The following is a 17,108-nucleotide window of genomic DNA, read 5'->3' as shown; positions in this document are numbered from 1 at the left end:
GTGAAGGAGTTAGGTTTGTTATGGTTGATAGTTTTGAGCGAATAACATTTTAATATAGTTCTGGCCTTTGAGTACCATGTCGCCTTGCCGGTGCAGGTAGCCTTCCACCCAGAAGCTGTTGTTCGGTCCGCCGGTTCTAAGGCGGACGAACTCTTCGGGCCGTACCACACGTTCGAGGCGCATAGAGCGAGACTGAGATTTGGAAAATTGCTTGGCATAGGTGACGCTGTCACCATACTCTTCAAAGAAGGCGTCCCCGATGAGTTCAGACGCATACTTATTGGTCTCGATATCGGCATTGGCATGGAAGATTTTGGTACCGAGCGTTCCCAGGAAGCTTTTGACCTTGAATTCACCTTGTTTGCCACCCATGGAGGCGAGGTAGTTCGGCAGGTTTTGAGAGATATAAACTGTTGAGACGCGGCTGCTACGTGCCGTCGCCTGGAAATCGGCATCTTTCTCGTGAATGAAATTCTGTGCCTCATCTGCCCACAAAAACACCGGGCGATCGTTGCAGGAGATATCGCGCTTTTCCATTGTGCGTTGCCAGATATATTTGAACAGGATCTGGCAGTCCCTGCCAACCTTGTGATAGGTCTTTACCGGGAGATTGATCAGGATAATCTTGCCGCGAAGTGAGTCCTCAGGAGTAACAGTGGATAATTCATGTCTGCAAAACATAGAGTAGACCGGTTCCCGAAGTAAGCGAAACAAGAAGCCGGAAAAGATAAAGTCGATGATCGAGCGGGTCTTGTCGGTTAGGGAGATAAAGTTTTCGACGAAGAACTGGTCGATAAACTTGAATAGCCGCGCATTCGGCACGGCTTCCAAGAGCTCGTTCTCGAACTCCAGTGCGTCTTGCAAACGGCGCTGGTCCGCATCGGAGAGAGTGGCATACCATTCTTCTACCTGAGCGTTGACATTTTCCTTGGCTGTTTCGAATGCTTTGTGAAAATACTTCGCGCCTTCCTGTTCTTCTGCTTTCAGCCCGTCCAGGTCTTTAGGTATTGTCTGGGCAATATTATAAAGGTCTTTGATAGATACTTTGCCGTAGGCAAGTTGACAAAGGTCAATCACGTTAAACATGAGCATATCGAGTGCCGTTTCCCAAAACGGATCATCTCCCTTTCCGGCGTCTTTTTCTTCGCCGGCACGGATAACGGTTTTAAGGACATCGACCAGGTTTTCGGTCAGGGAGGAGCCACCGCCGGACTGTGCGGACTCATAACTGAGGAAATTGAAGCTGTGTTTTCCGCCGGGTTCCAGGATGACCAGATCGCTGGCTCTGCCTGTTTGTTGGCAGTAATCGACCCACGATTGTTTTTCGTCCGGTTTAACCGTCAGTACCAATCCGCCAAACCCAGCTTTGAGGTATTTTAAAGCGAGCATCCTGCCAGATCCGGATGTTTTACCAGAGCCAATTCCTCCGAAAATTTGAACGCCTTCGACGGCATGGCGCAATGTCCAGTAGTTTCGCTCGGATGGCGAAGCCAGTTCGATGATCGGCTGATCAAGATCAAACGATTTCATAGACAAGAAGTGAAGAGGGTAAAATTATTTTGACAAAATATTAGATTGGTTCGAGAATATTTTGACCGTTAAATAAGTAACCCCGAAATTATTTATCGGAGACTTTCTTGATTATGAGGGAGTTTTCGGAAGTTAGAGCTTAACGTTTCCAAATAAAGAAGGATTGGAACGGTTCGAATGAAACTTGCTTCAAATCGTAAGCGATGCACTCGGATTTGGAGATTGAAGCCAGGCCGAGTGTTTTTTCGGGAAGCGGGGCAGGGGCAACGAGTTTTTTCCAACTGATTGCGCCTTCACAACCCTCGTCGAGTGCTTGCTGCCAGGCTTTGTCGAAACGCTCTTCGTCGCCGCCAAAGACGTTTTTAAGCAGATGTTCCTGGTATTTCATTGTAAGCCTCCATCTGTCCAGTGCGAATTGTTTGTCTTTTTATATTACCATAAATTCAGTCAATGTCAAGAATTCAACCCTCCAAAACATGGATAATCAAGATAGCCGAAAGGAGCACTATCCGTTTCCAGAGCACATGGAATATATCGAAGAGATGGTCACGGAAGCTCGAAAAAAGACGGAATTGATCGACAAGGAGCTTGACCGGACTCCTCGCGAATTTAAGGAGCCTGACCCATACGTGCCGCGTTACAATCCGCCAGGGTTCTTGAAACCCGCCAAACAAAGCAATCCAGTCAATGTTGTCTACAACCTCGAAAAGCAGAAAGCGGATATCGAAACAGGGATCAATAAGAGGGTTGAACATGAGATTGGTATGCTTGGTCTCGATGATGCTACGGCGAACCAGCTGCGTGAGGCAACGTTCCACAAAATGAACCCCAAGGTGTTCGAGGGGAAATCGGATAAAGAAATGGACGGTTTGCGGCAGGCTCCCAAGGACATGAATTATTCGCAAGACTACATGCGGCAGTTGAGAACGAACTTCCGAGCCAAGGAAGCTGAGGAGAAATCAACGCCAGCGACACCACAAGCCGCCGAAAAAAAAGAGGAAAAGACTTTTTCGATGTCGGCACGGTTTACACAGAGCCTTAGCTATACGAAGGTGCAGGAACAGAAGTCAACGGAACCGAGCAAGTTACCCGGCAAAGGGAAAGGCACTCCCGGGAAGGAGTAGCTTATTTAGATGGTGGATCGATGTCGCGGGTTTTGGGTTTTTCAGGCGAGGGGCCGTCTTTACTTGTTTTGTCCGTTTTGAGCCAATGCGGAAGCTTACTTTTAATCTGGTCTACCAAATACTGCTGGCGGCCATCTCGCATACCTTGTAGGCGTGGACTATCACCTTCGATTTTTGATAGCTTTTCTGAAAGACCGGACATATGCTGCGCAATCAGATAGCTATCGTTGAACCCTTTGAGGTATTCGGGGTCGATTTTTTCGTCATCCATGGTCAGAAAATGTTTCGAGCGTGTTTGTTCAAATATTCTTCAATTGAATCCCGATCATATAAGATAACCTTCTTTTGAGGCTGCGAAAAACGGATTTTTCCTTCATCGCGTAATTTTTGAAGGGTTGTTTTAGATTTAACATTCAAAATTCGCATGGCTTCTTCCTCTGGAAGCCATTTTTCTAAGCGCGCGGATTGCGTAGCTCTCAGCCTATCGACCACTTGATCTATAAGTTCGTAAAGTGCTGCATCTTCAATGCAAATTACTTGCATAAGGCAGATATCTAATTAATCATTTAATATACCCATTGACAAAGTAATAGATAGGCGAGGTGGGACCGAAGGTTTCGTTTATAGAAAGGCGCGCCGGAGGACGTTCGCGTCTGGCACTTTGTCGAATTTTAAAAAGTTTTATTTAAATATTGATCTTTAATGCAATCCTCTCACTAGCGTATTATAAATTACTATTTTGTCTTGGAGGAATTGTGACGACTGGTTCGCTATTCAGAATTTCACATTCTCTCAGAAGATCGTCTATCACGGGAATAACAGGCACTAACGTTTTGTCGTTATCTTGGTTTATAGTCCACAAAATTATTAGGAAAGATATTGAGTAGATAATAAAGTGTGAGATCGGTACCGCCATGCTTAGAATAACGACTAGTGGCCTAAAGTAGATGTTCGAGTCAAGCCCAAGAAAAACCTTGACCAACCAATGATTGTAGTTGGTAGCCAAATAATATTTCAATACTACATGTAGGATTGTTATAAATAACAGGCCCAAAAGGAAGATCATCATCAACTTAAAATAATCGACATAGGTAAATCTGGAACTAAAAATGGGAGTTCTAAAGTATTTTGCGCTGATGGCGAATATCAAGATAACTATGAACCCCAGTGTAAGATGCCGACATGGTGATTCTGTTGTCGATAAAAAAAGAATAGAAATACAGTAGAGTGCTAATATAAAGCTTACTAAGGGAAAACGAGAATTAATACGTTCACGTGCGAGTGCTTTTTTTTCTTCAGCCTTCCCCACTGCAAGAAAAATTTTCTTGGCACAATAATCTTTTTGATATAAAAGATTCTTGCATTTTTCTGCATCCGCTACCGTTATATTGGGGTTTCTTGAGTACGTTTCAATGGTTTGCTCGATATAGGAGATTTTGGTAGCATGAGTTTCTTTTTGTTTTGCGATATACGAAGAGAAAGGCTTTAATAAATTCTCATCAATTATATGTACAAATGAATTGTGGTGGGCATTAAGTTCAGCTGACGCTGCGCTCGGCTTCGACAAAATTGCGTATGTGAAATTGAATGCCGCAAATAACTCAAAAATAGAATTGCAACGTTCTATATCCATGAAAAATTTAGTTAGGAGAGTTTCAGATATCTAGGAATATTATGGCAATAAAGCGACCCTAATAACTGAGTTCAAGTTCCACTTTGGTCGAGTTGGCTATCAATTCGTTGTGGTACTCAATAAGATGAGAGGTGACATCATTGTCGTTGAAGCAAAACTGTGAATGCCGTCTCTCAGTATCATATTCTATCCAATACATATTATTGTCTCCAACTGAATAGTAAAATTTTTCCCCGGAGGTTTTTGGAACGTTAGTCTCAAATATGTGTATTTTTTTGTTATAAGGTTCAATCAACAATTTTTGCTGAAGTAGAGAGGTAATTCTGTTGTTATTAGCATTGTCAATGTCAAATTTATCAACGACAGCAATAACTTGCCCGCCGTTAAGAATGAATTGGTTTAGCGTCGATTCGAATCTATTGTGCACATCATTTAACATATCCTGCTCAAAATCTTTCACGTATATTCTGAAAGTTGATTCGCACTCATGCAACATGGTTGCCAAAATGATAGATTCATTCAGGTCGCCTGTCGTCAAGTGCTTTTTAGTACTGTTCTGTCTAGCTAGTGAACGGACAGCGCCCTCGTAGTCAAAGAGTTCGAGGTACGACGGGGATAACTTGATATCGTCTAATGGGTTCATCTCAACACTCATAGTTTCTTAGGGTTAAAACGTCGAAAATATGTAAAAAATTCTCTTATTGTTGTACGATTTTTGCATTTATCATCTTGTGCTATCTAGTTCGGACACAAATGTCGTGCAAGTCGTAGTGTTAAGTAATTATTAATTTCCTTTGAATTTAGCGGTCGTCTCGATTAATTGCAACACCCATCGAGAGAAAATCTTTGAGAAATACAGAATTTATTTACATAATTACACTAGTTGTGTAGAATTTATCCTACGATATATTGTCGCGGTAATTTTCGTAGCCCGATCTTATGTCTTCGCTAGCGACCCTTGATGCGAGGAGGGCAGTCTACGATACAGGAGATATAGTAGCTGCTGGTCAAGTCGCTAGAAAACTACTTCATATCAAAAATTCCCTAACATTTCAACTTGTCCAGTCACAGCGCCTTTTCTCGTCTTGCTTCTTGTTATGAAAATCGACAAAGACGATTTTTTTATTATTATAACTTAGAGTACATATCACGTATCTGATATTGCTTTTAAACGATACTCGGTAAATGTAAGAATCCAGAAAGCGCCACGTGTTACCAAATAGTAATTGACATAACAACCTTGCAGCATTTATTCTTTCGGTTAGGGCTGTAAGCAAATAATGAGCTTCCAGGCGTCGCCTTTCCCGTTCTTCAGCCGTGGTGTAAGCTTTCCCGCTGTTGTTGTACCTATGTTGTACCAATAAAAAAGCAGCTACAAACTTACGTTCATAACTGCTTGAAATTCAGTACCGGGGACGGGAATCGAACCCGTACGGGCGTTTCGGCCCACAGGATTTTAAGTCCTGCGTGTCTACCAGTTCCACCACCCCGGCAGAGCCAGGTACCGGTACCAGTTAAGAGAAAAAAAGCACCGTCTCCGGTGCTTTGTTCTCTCTGAGCGAAAGACGGGGTTCGAACCCGCGACCTCGACCTTGGCAAGGTCGCGCTCTACCAGCTGAGCTACTTTCGCATAACCGATCTTGATTATCGTGGTGCAAATGTAGGTACGTCTGGTATTTGACGCAAGCTTTTGGGGAAAATATTTAGCAAAAAGATCTTACAAAAACATTAACAAATTGTAAATCAATTGGTCGCTCCCGAAAATTTTTTGATCAAAAAATGCCGACAGACGATAATCCGGGCCATTTTGTATCAAAAGGTGTTCATCCGTCGTAATTTCAAGTTGAGGTCGGCCTATTTACCGCCCGTCCGATTTCAGTTATCCACTTCATATTTTGCTTACCTTTGCCTCCTTTAAATCATATTGACTATAATCCATCGGTATGGCCCGGTTTTAATGGGAGTCCAGCCGGTCTATTCGTAACTAAATTTGCTTATTCATGTTTTCCAACGAAGTACTGTTTTTTGGAGGTTTTATACTGGTAATCAGTGTGATGCTGCTTTTGGATCTGGGTGTTTTCAACAAAAAGGACCACGTGGTCAAGTTTGGAGAGGCGGCTGCCTGGACCGTAGCCTGGATAGCGCTGGCGCTGGTGTTCTACCTGATCATCAATACACACGGTGATCTGGTGCATGGAATGGATAGTTATGCTGAGCTTGAAACAATCAAAAATAAATATGCGCCGCACCTCAAACTGATTCCCGGCGATTTTTACGAAAGTCTGGAAATCTACCGTAAAAACATGTCGCTGGAATTTATTACTGGCTATTTGCTGGAGTATGCTCTTTCGGTCGACAATATTTTCGTGATCATTCTGATCTTTTCGTCTTTCGGTGTAAGACCTAAGTATTTCAAAAAAGTCCTTTTCTGGGGAGTTTTGGGCGCAATTGTCATGCGTTTCGTGTTCATCTTCGTGGGCTCGGCCCTGATGCAGCGTTTTGAATGGATCATTTACATTTTCGGGCTTTTGCTCGTATACCAGGGTGGTAAGATATTCTTCGAAGGAGGAGAAGAGGAGAAAATCGACCCGGCGAAACATCCGGTTGTCAAATTCGCGTCCAAATACCTGCCCGTGTTCCCGCGTTACGTAAGGGAGCATTTCTTTGTACTGAAAAAGGGCAAATGGCTTGTTACGCCACTTTTTGTGGTCGTACTGATTGTCGAGTTCACGGACCTTATTTTCGCTGTTGACTCGGTGCCTGCAGTTTTCTCGGTTACCAAAGACCCCTACGTTGTTTTCTTTTCGAACATCTTTGCGATTATGGGCCTCCGTTCCATGTTCTTTTTTCTGAGCAACATCATGGGCCTTTTCCGTTTCCTGAAATACGGACTGGGTGTTCTGCTTGTATTCATCGGTGGCAAAATGCTGGCGCATCACTATCTCGAGTCGATCGGATTTCAGACTGTTTATTCGTTGTATGTGATCCTGGGGATTTTGGCGGTAAGTATACTGGCATCGGTGGTCATTCCGGAAAAAAAGGAAGTGGAGGACGAAGTCTTGTCCAATAGTTAGGTGTCAGGCATCGTTTGAGTACCTATGAGCCGGATTCTTAAAGCATATTTAAAAAGACTTACCAATCTCAGTACCCGCAACAAGTCTTTGTTACTCACGAGCTTGTCTGCTGAACAATTTCTGGATTTCCACGACACGGATTTCCTGCTGTCCAGGTCTTCGATCGAGGTGCTCAAGCAGGTTATTCAAGGGAAGGGGCGTGTGGCATTGTGTGATGTAGCGGATCCCCGATTTGAAAAAGTCAACGAAGTGAGCAAGCGGCTGCGGAAAATTTCCCGTACCGAGCGCTTCGTTGAGGAGGAGAGAGGCTCGCGTGATTTGTATCTGGGCTATCCTTTCATTAAAGGAAAACTTTCGGACGGGACGCCGATCCACGCTCCGCTTCTGTTCTTTCCTGTGACGTTGCGTATGGACCGGGAGCAATGGTGCCTGTTTGAGCGTGACGATAGCAATGTGGTACTCAATCAGAGTTTTACACTTGCGTACGGGCATTTCAACGAAACAAGGATTCCGGATGAAGTTCTTGAAAAGTCGTTCGAGGATTTTTCCGATGATTTTCTGGAATTCAGGACACAACTATATGAATGGCTGAAATCGACACCCTTCAAGATCAATTTCAATCAAGAGCTTTTTGAAGACAAACTAATTGCGTTCAGCGCAGAAAAAAGCTCCAACCTTGCTGCAAACGAACGCAACGGAGAGCTGAAACTGTATCCTGAGGCGGTTCTCGGGATCTTCCCCCAGGCGGGGTCTTACCTGGTCCCTGACTATAAAAAGCTGATCGACCTTTCGGAAGAAGCGCATTTTAATATTCCTCTGATTGGTACGGCAAATGAGGAAGGTAATATCGAACGGGTTGAGCAGGTTTTGATGCCGGAAGGCAGGCCGGCGCGTGAGGAAGATGTTCTGACGCCATTTCCCGTGGATGAGTCGCAAGAGGAGATTATATTAGCTGTCAAGTCAGGAAACTCGGTGGTCGTGCAAGGGCCACCCGGAAGCGGGAAATCTCAGCTTATCTGTAATCTTATCGCTGATTTTACCTCCAAGGGAAAGAAGGTGCTGTTGGTATGTCAGAAACGAGCAGCCTTGGATGTGGTGTACCAGCGCCTGGCGACAACCGGGATGAAAGACTTCACTGGTCTGATTCACGATTTCAAAAACGACAGACCTGCACTTTATACCCAGATTGCCTCACAGATTGAAAAAGTAGAATCGTACCGCCAACAGAATTATAGTCTTGATTCGGTTTTTCTGGAAAGGCAATTTACACAGGAAAGCCGGGCTATTGATAAAACCATCGGAGAGCTGGATGTTTTCCGGGCCGCGTTGTTCGATGAGCGCGAATGCGGGGTGAGTATCAAGGAACTTTATCTGACAAGTGACCCCGAAGGACCGCAGGCCGATATGCGACCACATTACCGGCAGTTCCGGATGGACACCTGGGATGATTTTAAGCGGCTTTTCAAAACCTATTCCGATTACTCGTTTCTGATCCATTCTAATCATCCCTGGCAGAGCCGCCGGAGCTTTGGACAATTTGGCGTTGGGGACTTGCGGAAAATGGAAAATATGTTGATGGAATGGCCCGGCATATTTGAAAAGCAAACAAAGATATTTGAAAATCTTAGCGGAGTTTCATTTAAAAAGGAGTACCTCAGAAACCGTAAAGAGATTACCGAGCGGCTTTCAGATATCGCCGAATTGATTTCGGATCAGGCCTCATGGAAGTTGCTGGGAAAATATGTTGACTCGTCCTCCAGTATACACGAGCGCCTCGCATTGATCCGCCAGGCAGTGGATACGATGGAAGGCTTTATCTCAGAAGAAGGGATCGAAATGTCGGTGCCCGCAAATGAGTTGAATGCATTTGGGCAAACACTCAAAAAGGCGCTGGAAACAAAGCAATCAGCCGTTTCTGGCTTTTTCTGGGATGTGTTCAGTAAGGAAAAAAAAGAAATTGAACGTGTGGCATCAGCCAATGGACTTACTGTCTCGCTCGAACACCTCATGCGTCTCGAACAACGCCTCAGAAACCGTCAACAACTGGAATCCTGGTTGAACCACGCAAGTCTGGGTTTTGAAGCAGTTTTTATCGATGATTTCGGAACGGACCGCGCTGCCGAATACCTTTCATTTTTTAAGCGTGCGGAGCAAGCTGCCGATGCGGCCGCGCGAATGAACGCGGGTGCGTGGACTAATGTGTTTCATCATGTTGTTCGGATTCATGGCCAGTTAAGTGAGTTCGTGGGCAATATTGACGAGTTGAAGCAGTGGTTGAACACCTGGGGCAGGATAGAACAAGCTATGCTTACATACCTTCTGCCGGTTCAGATCGAGGGGCTAATCGACGCCCCGAATGGTTTCAATGGCATTCTTCTGAAGGCGCTGCGGGACGATTTCGATTCGATGGCTGATATGGACCGGCTATGGGAGGATATGACGACAGCACAACAGGCAGCGACGCAAACAGTACTCGGTAAGGCGGCGGAGTTGAGAATGGAGCATTCATCTGAAACATTACACCTTTTTGAAAATAGTGTTAAACTTTCCTGGATCGAACATATTGAAGGCAAACACCCTGCGTTGCGATCCGTAACTTCGCTTAAAATGAAGCAATGGGAAGACCAGGTGCAGGGGAGCATTACTTTGAAGCAAAAGCTCAGCTCGGACATAGCAAATATCAAATTAAGGGAAGCAACTTACGAGGATGTGGAGAAAAACCGGTTGGGCAACCGTGTCACCTATCGGGAGCTAGGGCATCAGGTGACTAAAAAGCGTAAAATATGGCCTATCCGGAAATTGCTGGAAAGCTATTCGGAAGAGGTTTTTGCCTTAATTCCATGCTGGATGGCATCACCCGAGGCAGTATCGGCGATTTTTCCGATGCAGCAAGGATTGTTCGATCTGGTGATTTTTGATGAAGCATCTCAATGTTATGCCGAATACAGTTTGCCTGCCGCATTCAGAGGCAAGCAATGGGTGGTAACGGGAGATAGCAAGCAGCTTTCACCAAGCGATTTGTATAGGGTTAGGTTTGAAGATCGGACGGAAGGTGAGGATTATTCGGCGGCTATTGAAATAGAGTCATTGCTGGACCTTGCAGGGCAGTCGCTGGACCATTATCAGCTGACAGGCCATTACAGAAGTCTCTCGTTGGACCTTATTGACTTTTCAAACAGAAACTTTTATAAACAGAGTCTGAAGTTACTTCCGGATTTCAATAAAATAAATGTTCGGGAGCCGGGGATTCGCTATATCAAGACCGAAGGCATTTGGAACAATAATACGAATACTGCCGAAGTACAAGAGGTTTTAACATTGATCAAAGAATTGGCCGGCAGCGGTATGAGTATTGGGGTTGTTACATTCAACTTTTACCAGCAGACGGCCATTCAGGACGCACTTGAAAGGGAAGCAGTTTATCCGGAGGGCCTTTTTGTTAAAAACATAGAGAATGTGCAGGGTGACGAACGCGACGTAATCATTTTCTCGATGGGGTATGCCCCAGACGAGAAAGGCAGGATTTCCATGCAGTTTGGCACGCTAAATATGCAGGGAGGGGAGAACCGGCTCAATGTCGCCATCACGAGGGCGCGGGAGAAAATTTACTTTGTAACGAGTCTTTGGCCTTCCCAGCTTCAAACGGAGCATACCGCGAATGAAGGTCCGAAATTGCTGCGGGCTTATATGGATTATGCCTTGCAAGTATCGGAAGGAAGGTTTGAACCCGTCCCGCTGGCTGTCGGGCCGTTTCGTTCGGAATGGCTGCTGAAAGAAAGACTGGTACGACAGAATTCCGGTTTTGAGAAGGAACTTCCGTTCGGAGATATCACAGTAAAAGAAGAAGGGGCTTACAAGGGCTTGGTGCTTACAGACGATGATCTTTACCATAATAGTAAGTCGTCCAAAGAACCTCACGCTTATCTGCCCCTTCTGTTGCAGTTGAAAAACTGGCCTTTCAGGCGCGTTTACAGCCGCGAATATTGGTCAGGAAATCTGACCGGCGGAATATTATAATTCTTTGATGCGGATGTTGCGGTAAGAAACCTTGTCGCCATGATCCTGCAAAGCAATTTTCCCTTTGGACGAAGCGCCAAAGCCTTCCCAGGTCTTGAATTTGCTATTAGCAACCAGTTTGTTCCATTCGGGACCCTGTGTAGGGAATTCAACCACTTTTTTGCCATTCAACCAGCTTTCGCCCTTGCCGCCTTTGATGATCACTTTGGCTTTGTTCCACTGGCCGGCGGGTTTCACCACAGTGAAATCAGTAGGAGGGAGCATGTCATATAGTGAGCCGGCCTTGTGGTTGCCTTCTTTGCCAGCTTTGGCATCCGGGTGCTTTTGGTCATCTAAGACCTGGATTTCGGGTCCCGTAGAATACGGGCAGCAGTATTTTTTGTCTTCAATGACGTGATAAATTATCCCGCTGTTACCGCTTTCGGCGATTTTCCATTCGAGTTCCAGTTCAAAATCACCGTATTCTTTGTCGGTAACCAGATCCTTACCGCCTTTTTCTGTCAGTACGATTGCATTGTCTTCGATTTTCCATTGAGGCAGAACTTTGTCGGATTGCCAGCTGTGCCAGCCATTGAGACTTTTGCCATCGAATAGCGTTACCCATTTTCCTTTTTGGGCCGCTGCGTCATTCCCCGAGAACGCCAGGGCTGCCAGGGCGATAGCGGACGCTTTTCCGAAGGCCTTCCATTTTGTGCAATTCATGTTTCGCTTGTTAAAGTTTTAGTCCACAATATTAAGTACTTTTTGAGTTTTCGAGCGCATATTTGGATCGAAAGTTAGCTGCTCCTATTTTTGGGAGCACGTCCTGGTAACACATCATTATATCCACATGGCATCTATATTTTCAAGAATCGTAGCAGGCGAGATTCCTTGCCATAAAATCGCAGAAACGGAGGATTTCCTTGCGTTCCTGGACGCATTTCCCATTGCGAAAGGGCACACACTGGTTATCCCTAAAAAAGAGGTTGATTATTTGTTCGATCTCGACGACGACCTGTACACAGGGCTTTTTGCGTTCGCTAAAAGTATCGTCCCTGCATTGGAAAAGACGGTACCTTGTCTGAGAATAGGAGTTAGCGTCATTGGTTTGGAAGTGCCGCATGCACACGTACATTTGCTTCCACTAAACAGCATGGCCGATGCAGATTTCAGCAAGAAAATAAAAACGTCACAGGAAGAACTCGCGACGCTGGCTGAAAGGATCAGAAGTAACTTGTGAATGTCGGTTCAGTAGAACGAAAAGTCTTTCCGTATGCCGAGCATAAATCCGTAAGTTTTGCGGTATAGGTCACCAATGTCCGCTGCATAGGCGCCCTTCAGCGTCAGGCCGCCCAATACATCGAGCTTTGACTGCATCATCAGCAAACCGGAAAACTGCTTGGGTGACCCGATGAAAGGCTCAAGATAGGCGCCGTTATTCTCTGAGTAGGAGAATTTGCCCAGCCATTCGATTTTCCTGAACAATGTGCCCTTAAGGCCAATATGGAACAGCATCACGCGGTTATTACTTGTGAAGTTGTCGGCATAGTTGGGCCATTTCCATTTGGTCTGAGAGGTCGGCGGAATAAATGGTGTTCCGATCGTGCGATCAAAATAGCCCCAGCCGTCCCGCACCTGCTGATTATTAAAATAGTTGTCGTGGCCCCTTCTTTTAGGGTCTCCTATCACAAAATCATCTCCACCCTGGTTTTTTGTATACAGGAATTCCAATACAGCCTCGTTGACTTCAAAATTGGCACCGTATGAGTTTTTCCGCTTGATCCGGGCGCCGTATAAGCCATCGTTAATGGTGGTCAGATAGAATAGTGAACCGTCTTCGTATAGGAACTGCCTGTAAAGAAAAATACTGCTTCCATAGGTTTCGACTTCCATGGCCAGGTCAATTGATCCCAGGTGGTTCCCGATCCTGCTCGTACTGTCGAAGTGGGTAATATCGTCACCACTACCGCCGATAGACCCTATTACCGCGTGAATGTAATTGGAAAACCCGCTGGGCATCTGACCGCCTTCGCCGGCAAGGTTGTTGACCTTGGTTTTTCCACCCCATTGAACCTGATGGTTGAAACCGCCATAGAGTTTCAGCAGAGAATGGGCTTTACCGATGCGCATATAGAATGCTTTCTGATGAAATTTCAGGTCACTTGTAATAGGTCTGCCTTTCTCGAAAAGCCCGTCCGAGTAGAATGCCTGAAAGGAAAGCCATCCTTTTGTAAATGGTATAGGGACGAATCGGGTGGTCCCGAAGTAAATTTTAGGAATCGGTAATGCATTCCCGGACCAGGCATAGGAACCCGAGCCGATTGTAGAATCCGCAAGGCCAAGCGCTTGTTTTTTCCGCCCGACATACAATTCCCAGTTCTTGTAGCGCAGCGTGACGTGTGCCTGTGGAAGGAGAAAATTCTTAGTCTGAACCATATTGCCTACGGCTTCCACGCCAACCCCGACACGCAGGTTGTTCCGGGTTTTGTTCTCGGAAAGTGTCCAGTAATGTTCCAGACCTGCGCGGGCACTGAGGATAGGCCCGGTTGTTGGGACGATACCAAATTGATTCGACTGGATCCAGAAGGGTGTGTGTCCGTTGGTACTACCCATTCCTACGACCTCGACGTAGTTGGTAGTTGAATCGGTGTAAATGACAGGCTCTTTGGTCTCGGATTGAGAAAAACCAATAAAGGGCACCGTTAGTAATATGAATAAAAGAAATCTCATAGGTGTGCCCTTACGCTTCGTTCATAATGTGTATAATAGCCAACAAAAATAAGTATAACTTTTCTATTATCATATTGAACACAGCGCAGTGCGGGAGTAGAGTTGGTTGATTAGTCCAGAAAGCCGCTTTTCTTAAGCCCTACCATCAGCCCGTAGGAATTCGGGTATAGCTTACCAATATCGGACGATATTGCGGAAAAAACACTGCAGCCCCTTAATATATTTAAGTTTTTTTCTGCGCCGAGCTGTACAGACACCTGTTGTTCTACTTTTTCGAAGGGGCTGAGAAATGTGCCGGAATTACGGGAGTAAGTGCATTTGAGTGCCAGTTTCATATGCAGCCAGGTTGCGGTGATGCCTGTGTGGAGAGCCCAGAAGCGATTGTTGTTCGTGAATTCTGAATTATTCTTCGGGAGGCCGTCTCTGGTCATAGCGGAAGGAGGGGCGAGGGGAGTTCCCAGGCCGGTGCTATAATAAGACCAGCCTCTGGCATAGAGATAGCTGTTGAAATAATTACCTCTTTCAAACATGGCAAGCTCCGATAATGGTGTCCGATTGATTTGATTGTGGGTGCCTATTACTTCCAGCAAAAAGGATTGAAAAGCAAAATAGCTCGACCCCCTGGGTAGCGGTTTCAGTCTCTTGACGCTGATCCCATTGAGCCCGTCCTGAAAGTTGGTAACACGAAACAGCGAACCGGTTTCATAGATGTTCTGGCGATAGAGAAAAAGCAACCAGTTTTTTCCACGCCACTCTGCGCCGACATCAATCGTGCCAAAATGGTTTCCGACCTTTCTATAGTCCAAAGTCTTGCCGCTTATCGTATACCAGTAAGATTTTGCCATACTAAGCTCATACAACGGCATCAGTTTATTTTCTCCCCCCCAAACAGCCTGGTGATTCATGCCGAGATATATTTTGTATCTGTTCAGAGCATTTCCGAGCCGGAGATATAGCATTTTCTGATGTAAATAAGTCTTCGATACCCTTTTGACACTTCCATAATTGACAGCGCTGCCGCCAAGATAGCCGTCGGAATAGGAAAATTTCAGGGAGACCCAGTTGTTGGTAAAATAAAGCGGAAAATATTCGGGAATGGCGATCTGGATCCGGGGATAGGGTCTTGCATTTCCCGACATTGCGATTGAGCCAGACGTCATGCTTGTATCGACAAGCCCGGTGACCATTTTCTTTTGACCTGCCATGATTTCAATGCGGCCAACTTTAGCGGCGACATACAGATCTGTAAAAAAAGCATCACCCGACTTCCCGTAACCGCCGATTGCCTCGATTCCGCCGCTCCATTGGAAAACGCGCGGGTTATTGGGGTTGTATACTTTATAAAGCCCGGCGGTCGCTAATGCGTAATTACCACTCAATGGAACGCTTCCATACTGATTGGCATATTGCCAAAACGGCGTTTGGGCGCTTGCACCGGAAGCCGAGAGAGTTGTCCTGTAAAATACTGTAGAGTCCTGGGCGTATGTTGAAAGCGTGAGGCAAAGAATGCAAAGAACCAGGCAGCTTCGAATTTTAGAAATAGGGCGCGACATTTAAACAATAGAAATAGAGCATCCGTTAGTCAATGGCTTTGCATCAAAGTTATCGGATAAAACCGGATTTCCTCCAACCAAGCATAATAGCCATATTATTGGGGTATAATTTCCCAATATCAGCAGCCAGATTTAGGAAAATGTAATCATGAAGCTTTGCTGATAAGGGGCTTTCGGCCCGTACAATAAAGGATGTCTGATGTAAGGCAGGACTAAGTGGATTCCTATAAGTCCCGAAGTTAAGAGAGTAAGTACCTTTCAATGAAAAGTTTAATTTTCTCCACGAGAGATCAGCGCCTATATGATAGGCCATCAGTTTATTATTCGTTGTAAACAGAGTGCCCGACGACATAAGCTCCTCTCTGAATGCAGTTTGAGGCGCAATGAGGGGAGTGCCTAGAGTCCGGCCTTTGTAAGACCAGCCCTGGTCGTAAACATAATGGTTGAAATAGTTATCTTGCCCATAGACTCCTGTATTAAAATCGAAAATAGCCCCTCCCTGATTTTTGGTATAGACAAACTCAACCAAAACTGTATTCACACTGACACCGGAATTTTTGTCGGGCAGGCCTTTTCTTTTAAATCTAATTCCATTCAACCCGTCAGCAATATTGGACAGGTTACTGAGCGAACCGTCCTCATAAATGCTTTGACGATAGAGAAACATATTCCATTTAGCACCCTTCCATTCAGCCGCGACGTCGATTGTTCCGAAATGATTCCCCACTCTGCTGCCTTGCCAAGCCTTACCGAAGACGACGTACTCGTAGGCGTCAGATCGTTTTAAGCCGCCGGAGAAAATTTTATCTTCACCGCCCCACATTACCTGGTGATTGAAACCGGCATAGAGGTTAAGCCTATGATTTCGTTTGCCGATCTTCAGATATATGGATTTATGATGCAGGTAAACTTCATCCACTTGATCGACATTTCCGTAGTGAATGGAAGCCGATCCAAGGATGCCGTCGGAATAACTGAATTTGAACGATAGAATATCGTTTCCCGGAATAATGTTGATAAATCTGGATGCAGCGATTTGAATTTTTGGGTACGGACGGAAATTCTGTGAGAATGCGAAAGAACCGCTGGTTAAGCTACTATCAGCCAAGCCCATTGTTTCCTTTCGTTGCCCGATACTCAGTTCTATGGGGCCAGCTTTACCTGCGAGGAACAGATCTGTGAAAAAAGCGGTGGAGTTTTTCCCTACATTGGCTATGACTTCTGCTCCTCCGGACCATTGAAAAAAACGGGGATTGTTGATGTTGTATACCCGGTGAAAACTCACTCTCCCGCCAAGGAATGACCCATCAGGAACAGCACCGTATTGGTTGGCCCTCAGCCAAAAGGGCGATTGGGACGTGGAAGCGGCTCCTAATACTGTTGCAGAGTAGAAAAATGTGGAATCCTGAGCATATGCATTGAGATGAAATGCCGCACATAACAGCAGCACAAATAGATACTTCCTCAT

General features: G+C 45.4%; 14 protein-coding genes and 2 tRNA genes. 4 read left to right on the top strand and 12 right to left on the bottom strand.

Features of this window, described 5'->3' with window-relative positions; genetic code table 11:
* Positions 1–18: 18 nt before the first annotated feature.
* A complete protein-coding gene (locus tag BP71_RS12930; RefSeq protein ID WP_496379779.1) occupies positions 19–1,530 on the bottom strand; it encodes a type IV secretory system conjugative DNA transfer family protein in 1,512 nt (503 codons plus the stop codon).
* Positions 1,531–1,669: 139 nt separating this feature from the next.
* Entirely contained in the window at positions 1,670–1,918 is a 249-nt protein-coding gene (locus BP71_RS12925; protein WP_496379777.1) for a hypothetical protein, read from the bottom strand.
* Positions 1,919–2,006: 88 nt separating this feature from the next.
* On the opposite strand from BP71_RS12925, the gene BP71_RS12920 reads away from it, so the two are divergent.
* A complete protein-coding gene (locus BP71_RS12920; protein ID WP_496379775.1) occupies positions 2,007–2,654 on the top strand; it encodes a hypothetical protein in 648 nt (215 codons plus the stop codon).
* A 1-nt stretch (position 2,655) separates the two neighbouring features.
* Here BP71_RS12920 and BP71_RS12915 read toward each other — a convergent pair whose 3' ends face one another.
* From BP71_RS12915 to BP71_RS12890, 6 genes are all read right to left on the bottom strand, one after another.
* Entirely contained in the window at positions 2,656–2,925 is a 270-nt protein-coding gene (locus BP71_RS12915) for a hypothetical protein (RefSeq protein WP_496379773.1), read from the bottom strand.
* A 2-nt stretch (positions 2,926–2,927) separates the two neighbouring features.
* Positions 2,928–3,197 (bottom strand): helix-turn-helix domain-containing protein, encoded by a 270-nt coding sequence (locus tag BP71_RS12910; protein ID WP_496379772.1) that lies wholly within the window; start codon positions 3,195–3,197, stop codon positions 2,928–2,930.
* A 181-nt stretch (positions 3,198–3,378) separates the two neighbouring features.
* Positions 3,379–4,287, bottom strand: coding sequence for a hypothetical protein (locus BP71_RS12905; RefSeq protein ID WP_496379770.1), 909 nt, complete (start codon positions 4,285–4,287; stop codon positions 3,379–3,381).
* 58 nt (positions 4,288–4,345) lie between these two features.
* Positions 4,346–4,942 (bottom strand): hypothetical protein, encoded by a 597-nt coding sequence (locus tag BP71_RS12900; protein WP_496379768.1) that lies wholly within the window; start codon positions 4,940–4,942, stop codon positions 4,346–4,348.
* 752 nt (positions 4,943–5,694) lie between these two features.
* Positions 5,695–5,780, bottom strand: a tRNA-Leu gene (locus BP71_RS12895).
* Positions 5,781–5,844: 64 nt separating this feature from the next.
* A tRNA-Gly gene (locus tag BP71_RS12890) sits at positions 5,845–5,917 on the bottom strand.
* Between the two features lie 370 nt (positions 5,918–6,287).
* Between BP71_RS12890 and BP71_RS12885 the strand changes: the two genes are divergently transcribed.
* Positions 6,288–7,361 carry a TerC/Alx family metal homeostasis membrane protein gene (locus tag BP71_RS12885; RefSeq protein WP_496379766.1) on the top strand — a complete coding sequence of 358 codons (1,074 nt, stop codon included), beginning with the start codon at positions 6,288–6,290 and terminating at the stop codon, positions 7,359–7,361.
* Between the two features lie 24 nt (positions 7,362–7,385).
* Complete coding sequence (locus BP71_RS12880; RefSeq protein WP_496379764.1) at positions 7,386–11,378, top strand: AAA domain-containing protein; 3,993 nt, start codon at positions 7,386–7,388, stop codon at positions 11,376–11,378.
* On the opposite strand, the gene BP71_RS12875 is transcribed toward BP71_RS12880, so the two are convergent.
* Entirely contained in the window at positions 11,373–12,080 is a 708-nt protein-coding gene (locus BP71_RS12875; RefSeq protein WP_496379762.1) for a 3-keto-disaccharide hydrolase, read from the bottom strand. The two genes, BP71_RS12880 and BP71_RS12875, sit on opposite strands and share 6 nt — an antisense overlap.
* 127 nt (positions 12,081–12,207) lie before the next feature.
* Here BP71_RS12875 and BP71_RS12870 point away from each other — a divergent pair, with 127 nt between their 5' ends.
* Positions 12,208–12,597 (top strand): HIT family protein, encoded by a 390-nt coding sequence (locus BP71_RS12870; protein ID WP_496379760.1) that lies wholly within the window; start codon positions 12,208–12,210, stop codon positions 12,595–12,597.
* Positions 12,598–12,605: 8 nt separating this feature from the next.
* Here BP71_RS12870 and BP71_RS12865 read toward each other — a convergent pair whose 3' ends face one another.
* From BP71_RS12865 to BP71_RS12855, 3 genes are all read right to left on the bottom strand, one after another.
* Entirely contained in the window at positions 12,606–14,087 is a 1,482-nt protein-coding gene (locus tag BP71_RS12865; RefSeq protein ID WP_496379758.1) for a capsule assembly Wzi family protein, read from the bottom strand.
* A gap of 110 nt (positions 14,088–14,197) precedes the next feature.
* Complete coding sequence (locus BP71_RS12860) at positions 14,198–15,640, bottom strand: capsule assembly Wzi family protein (RefSeq protein ID WP_496379756.1); 1,443 nt, start codon at positions 15,638–15,640, stop codon at positions 14,198–14,200.
* A 49-nt stretch (positions 15,641–15,689) separates the two neighbouring features.
* The gene (locus tag BP71_RS12855) at positions 15,690–17,108 is read right to left on the bottom strand and encodes a capsule assembly Wzi family protein (protein WP_496379754.1); all 1,419 of its coding nucleotides are present in this window, start codon (positions 17,106–17,108) and stop codon (positions 15,690–15,692) included.

It is taken from the genome of Dyadobacter ginsengisoli DSM 21015, from assembly GCF_059568735.1.
This window is presented reverse-complemented; position numbering and strand designations above follow the sequence as displayed.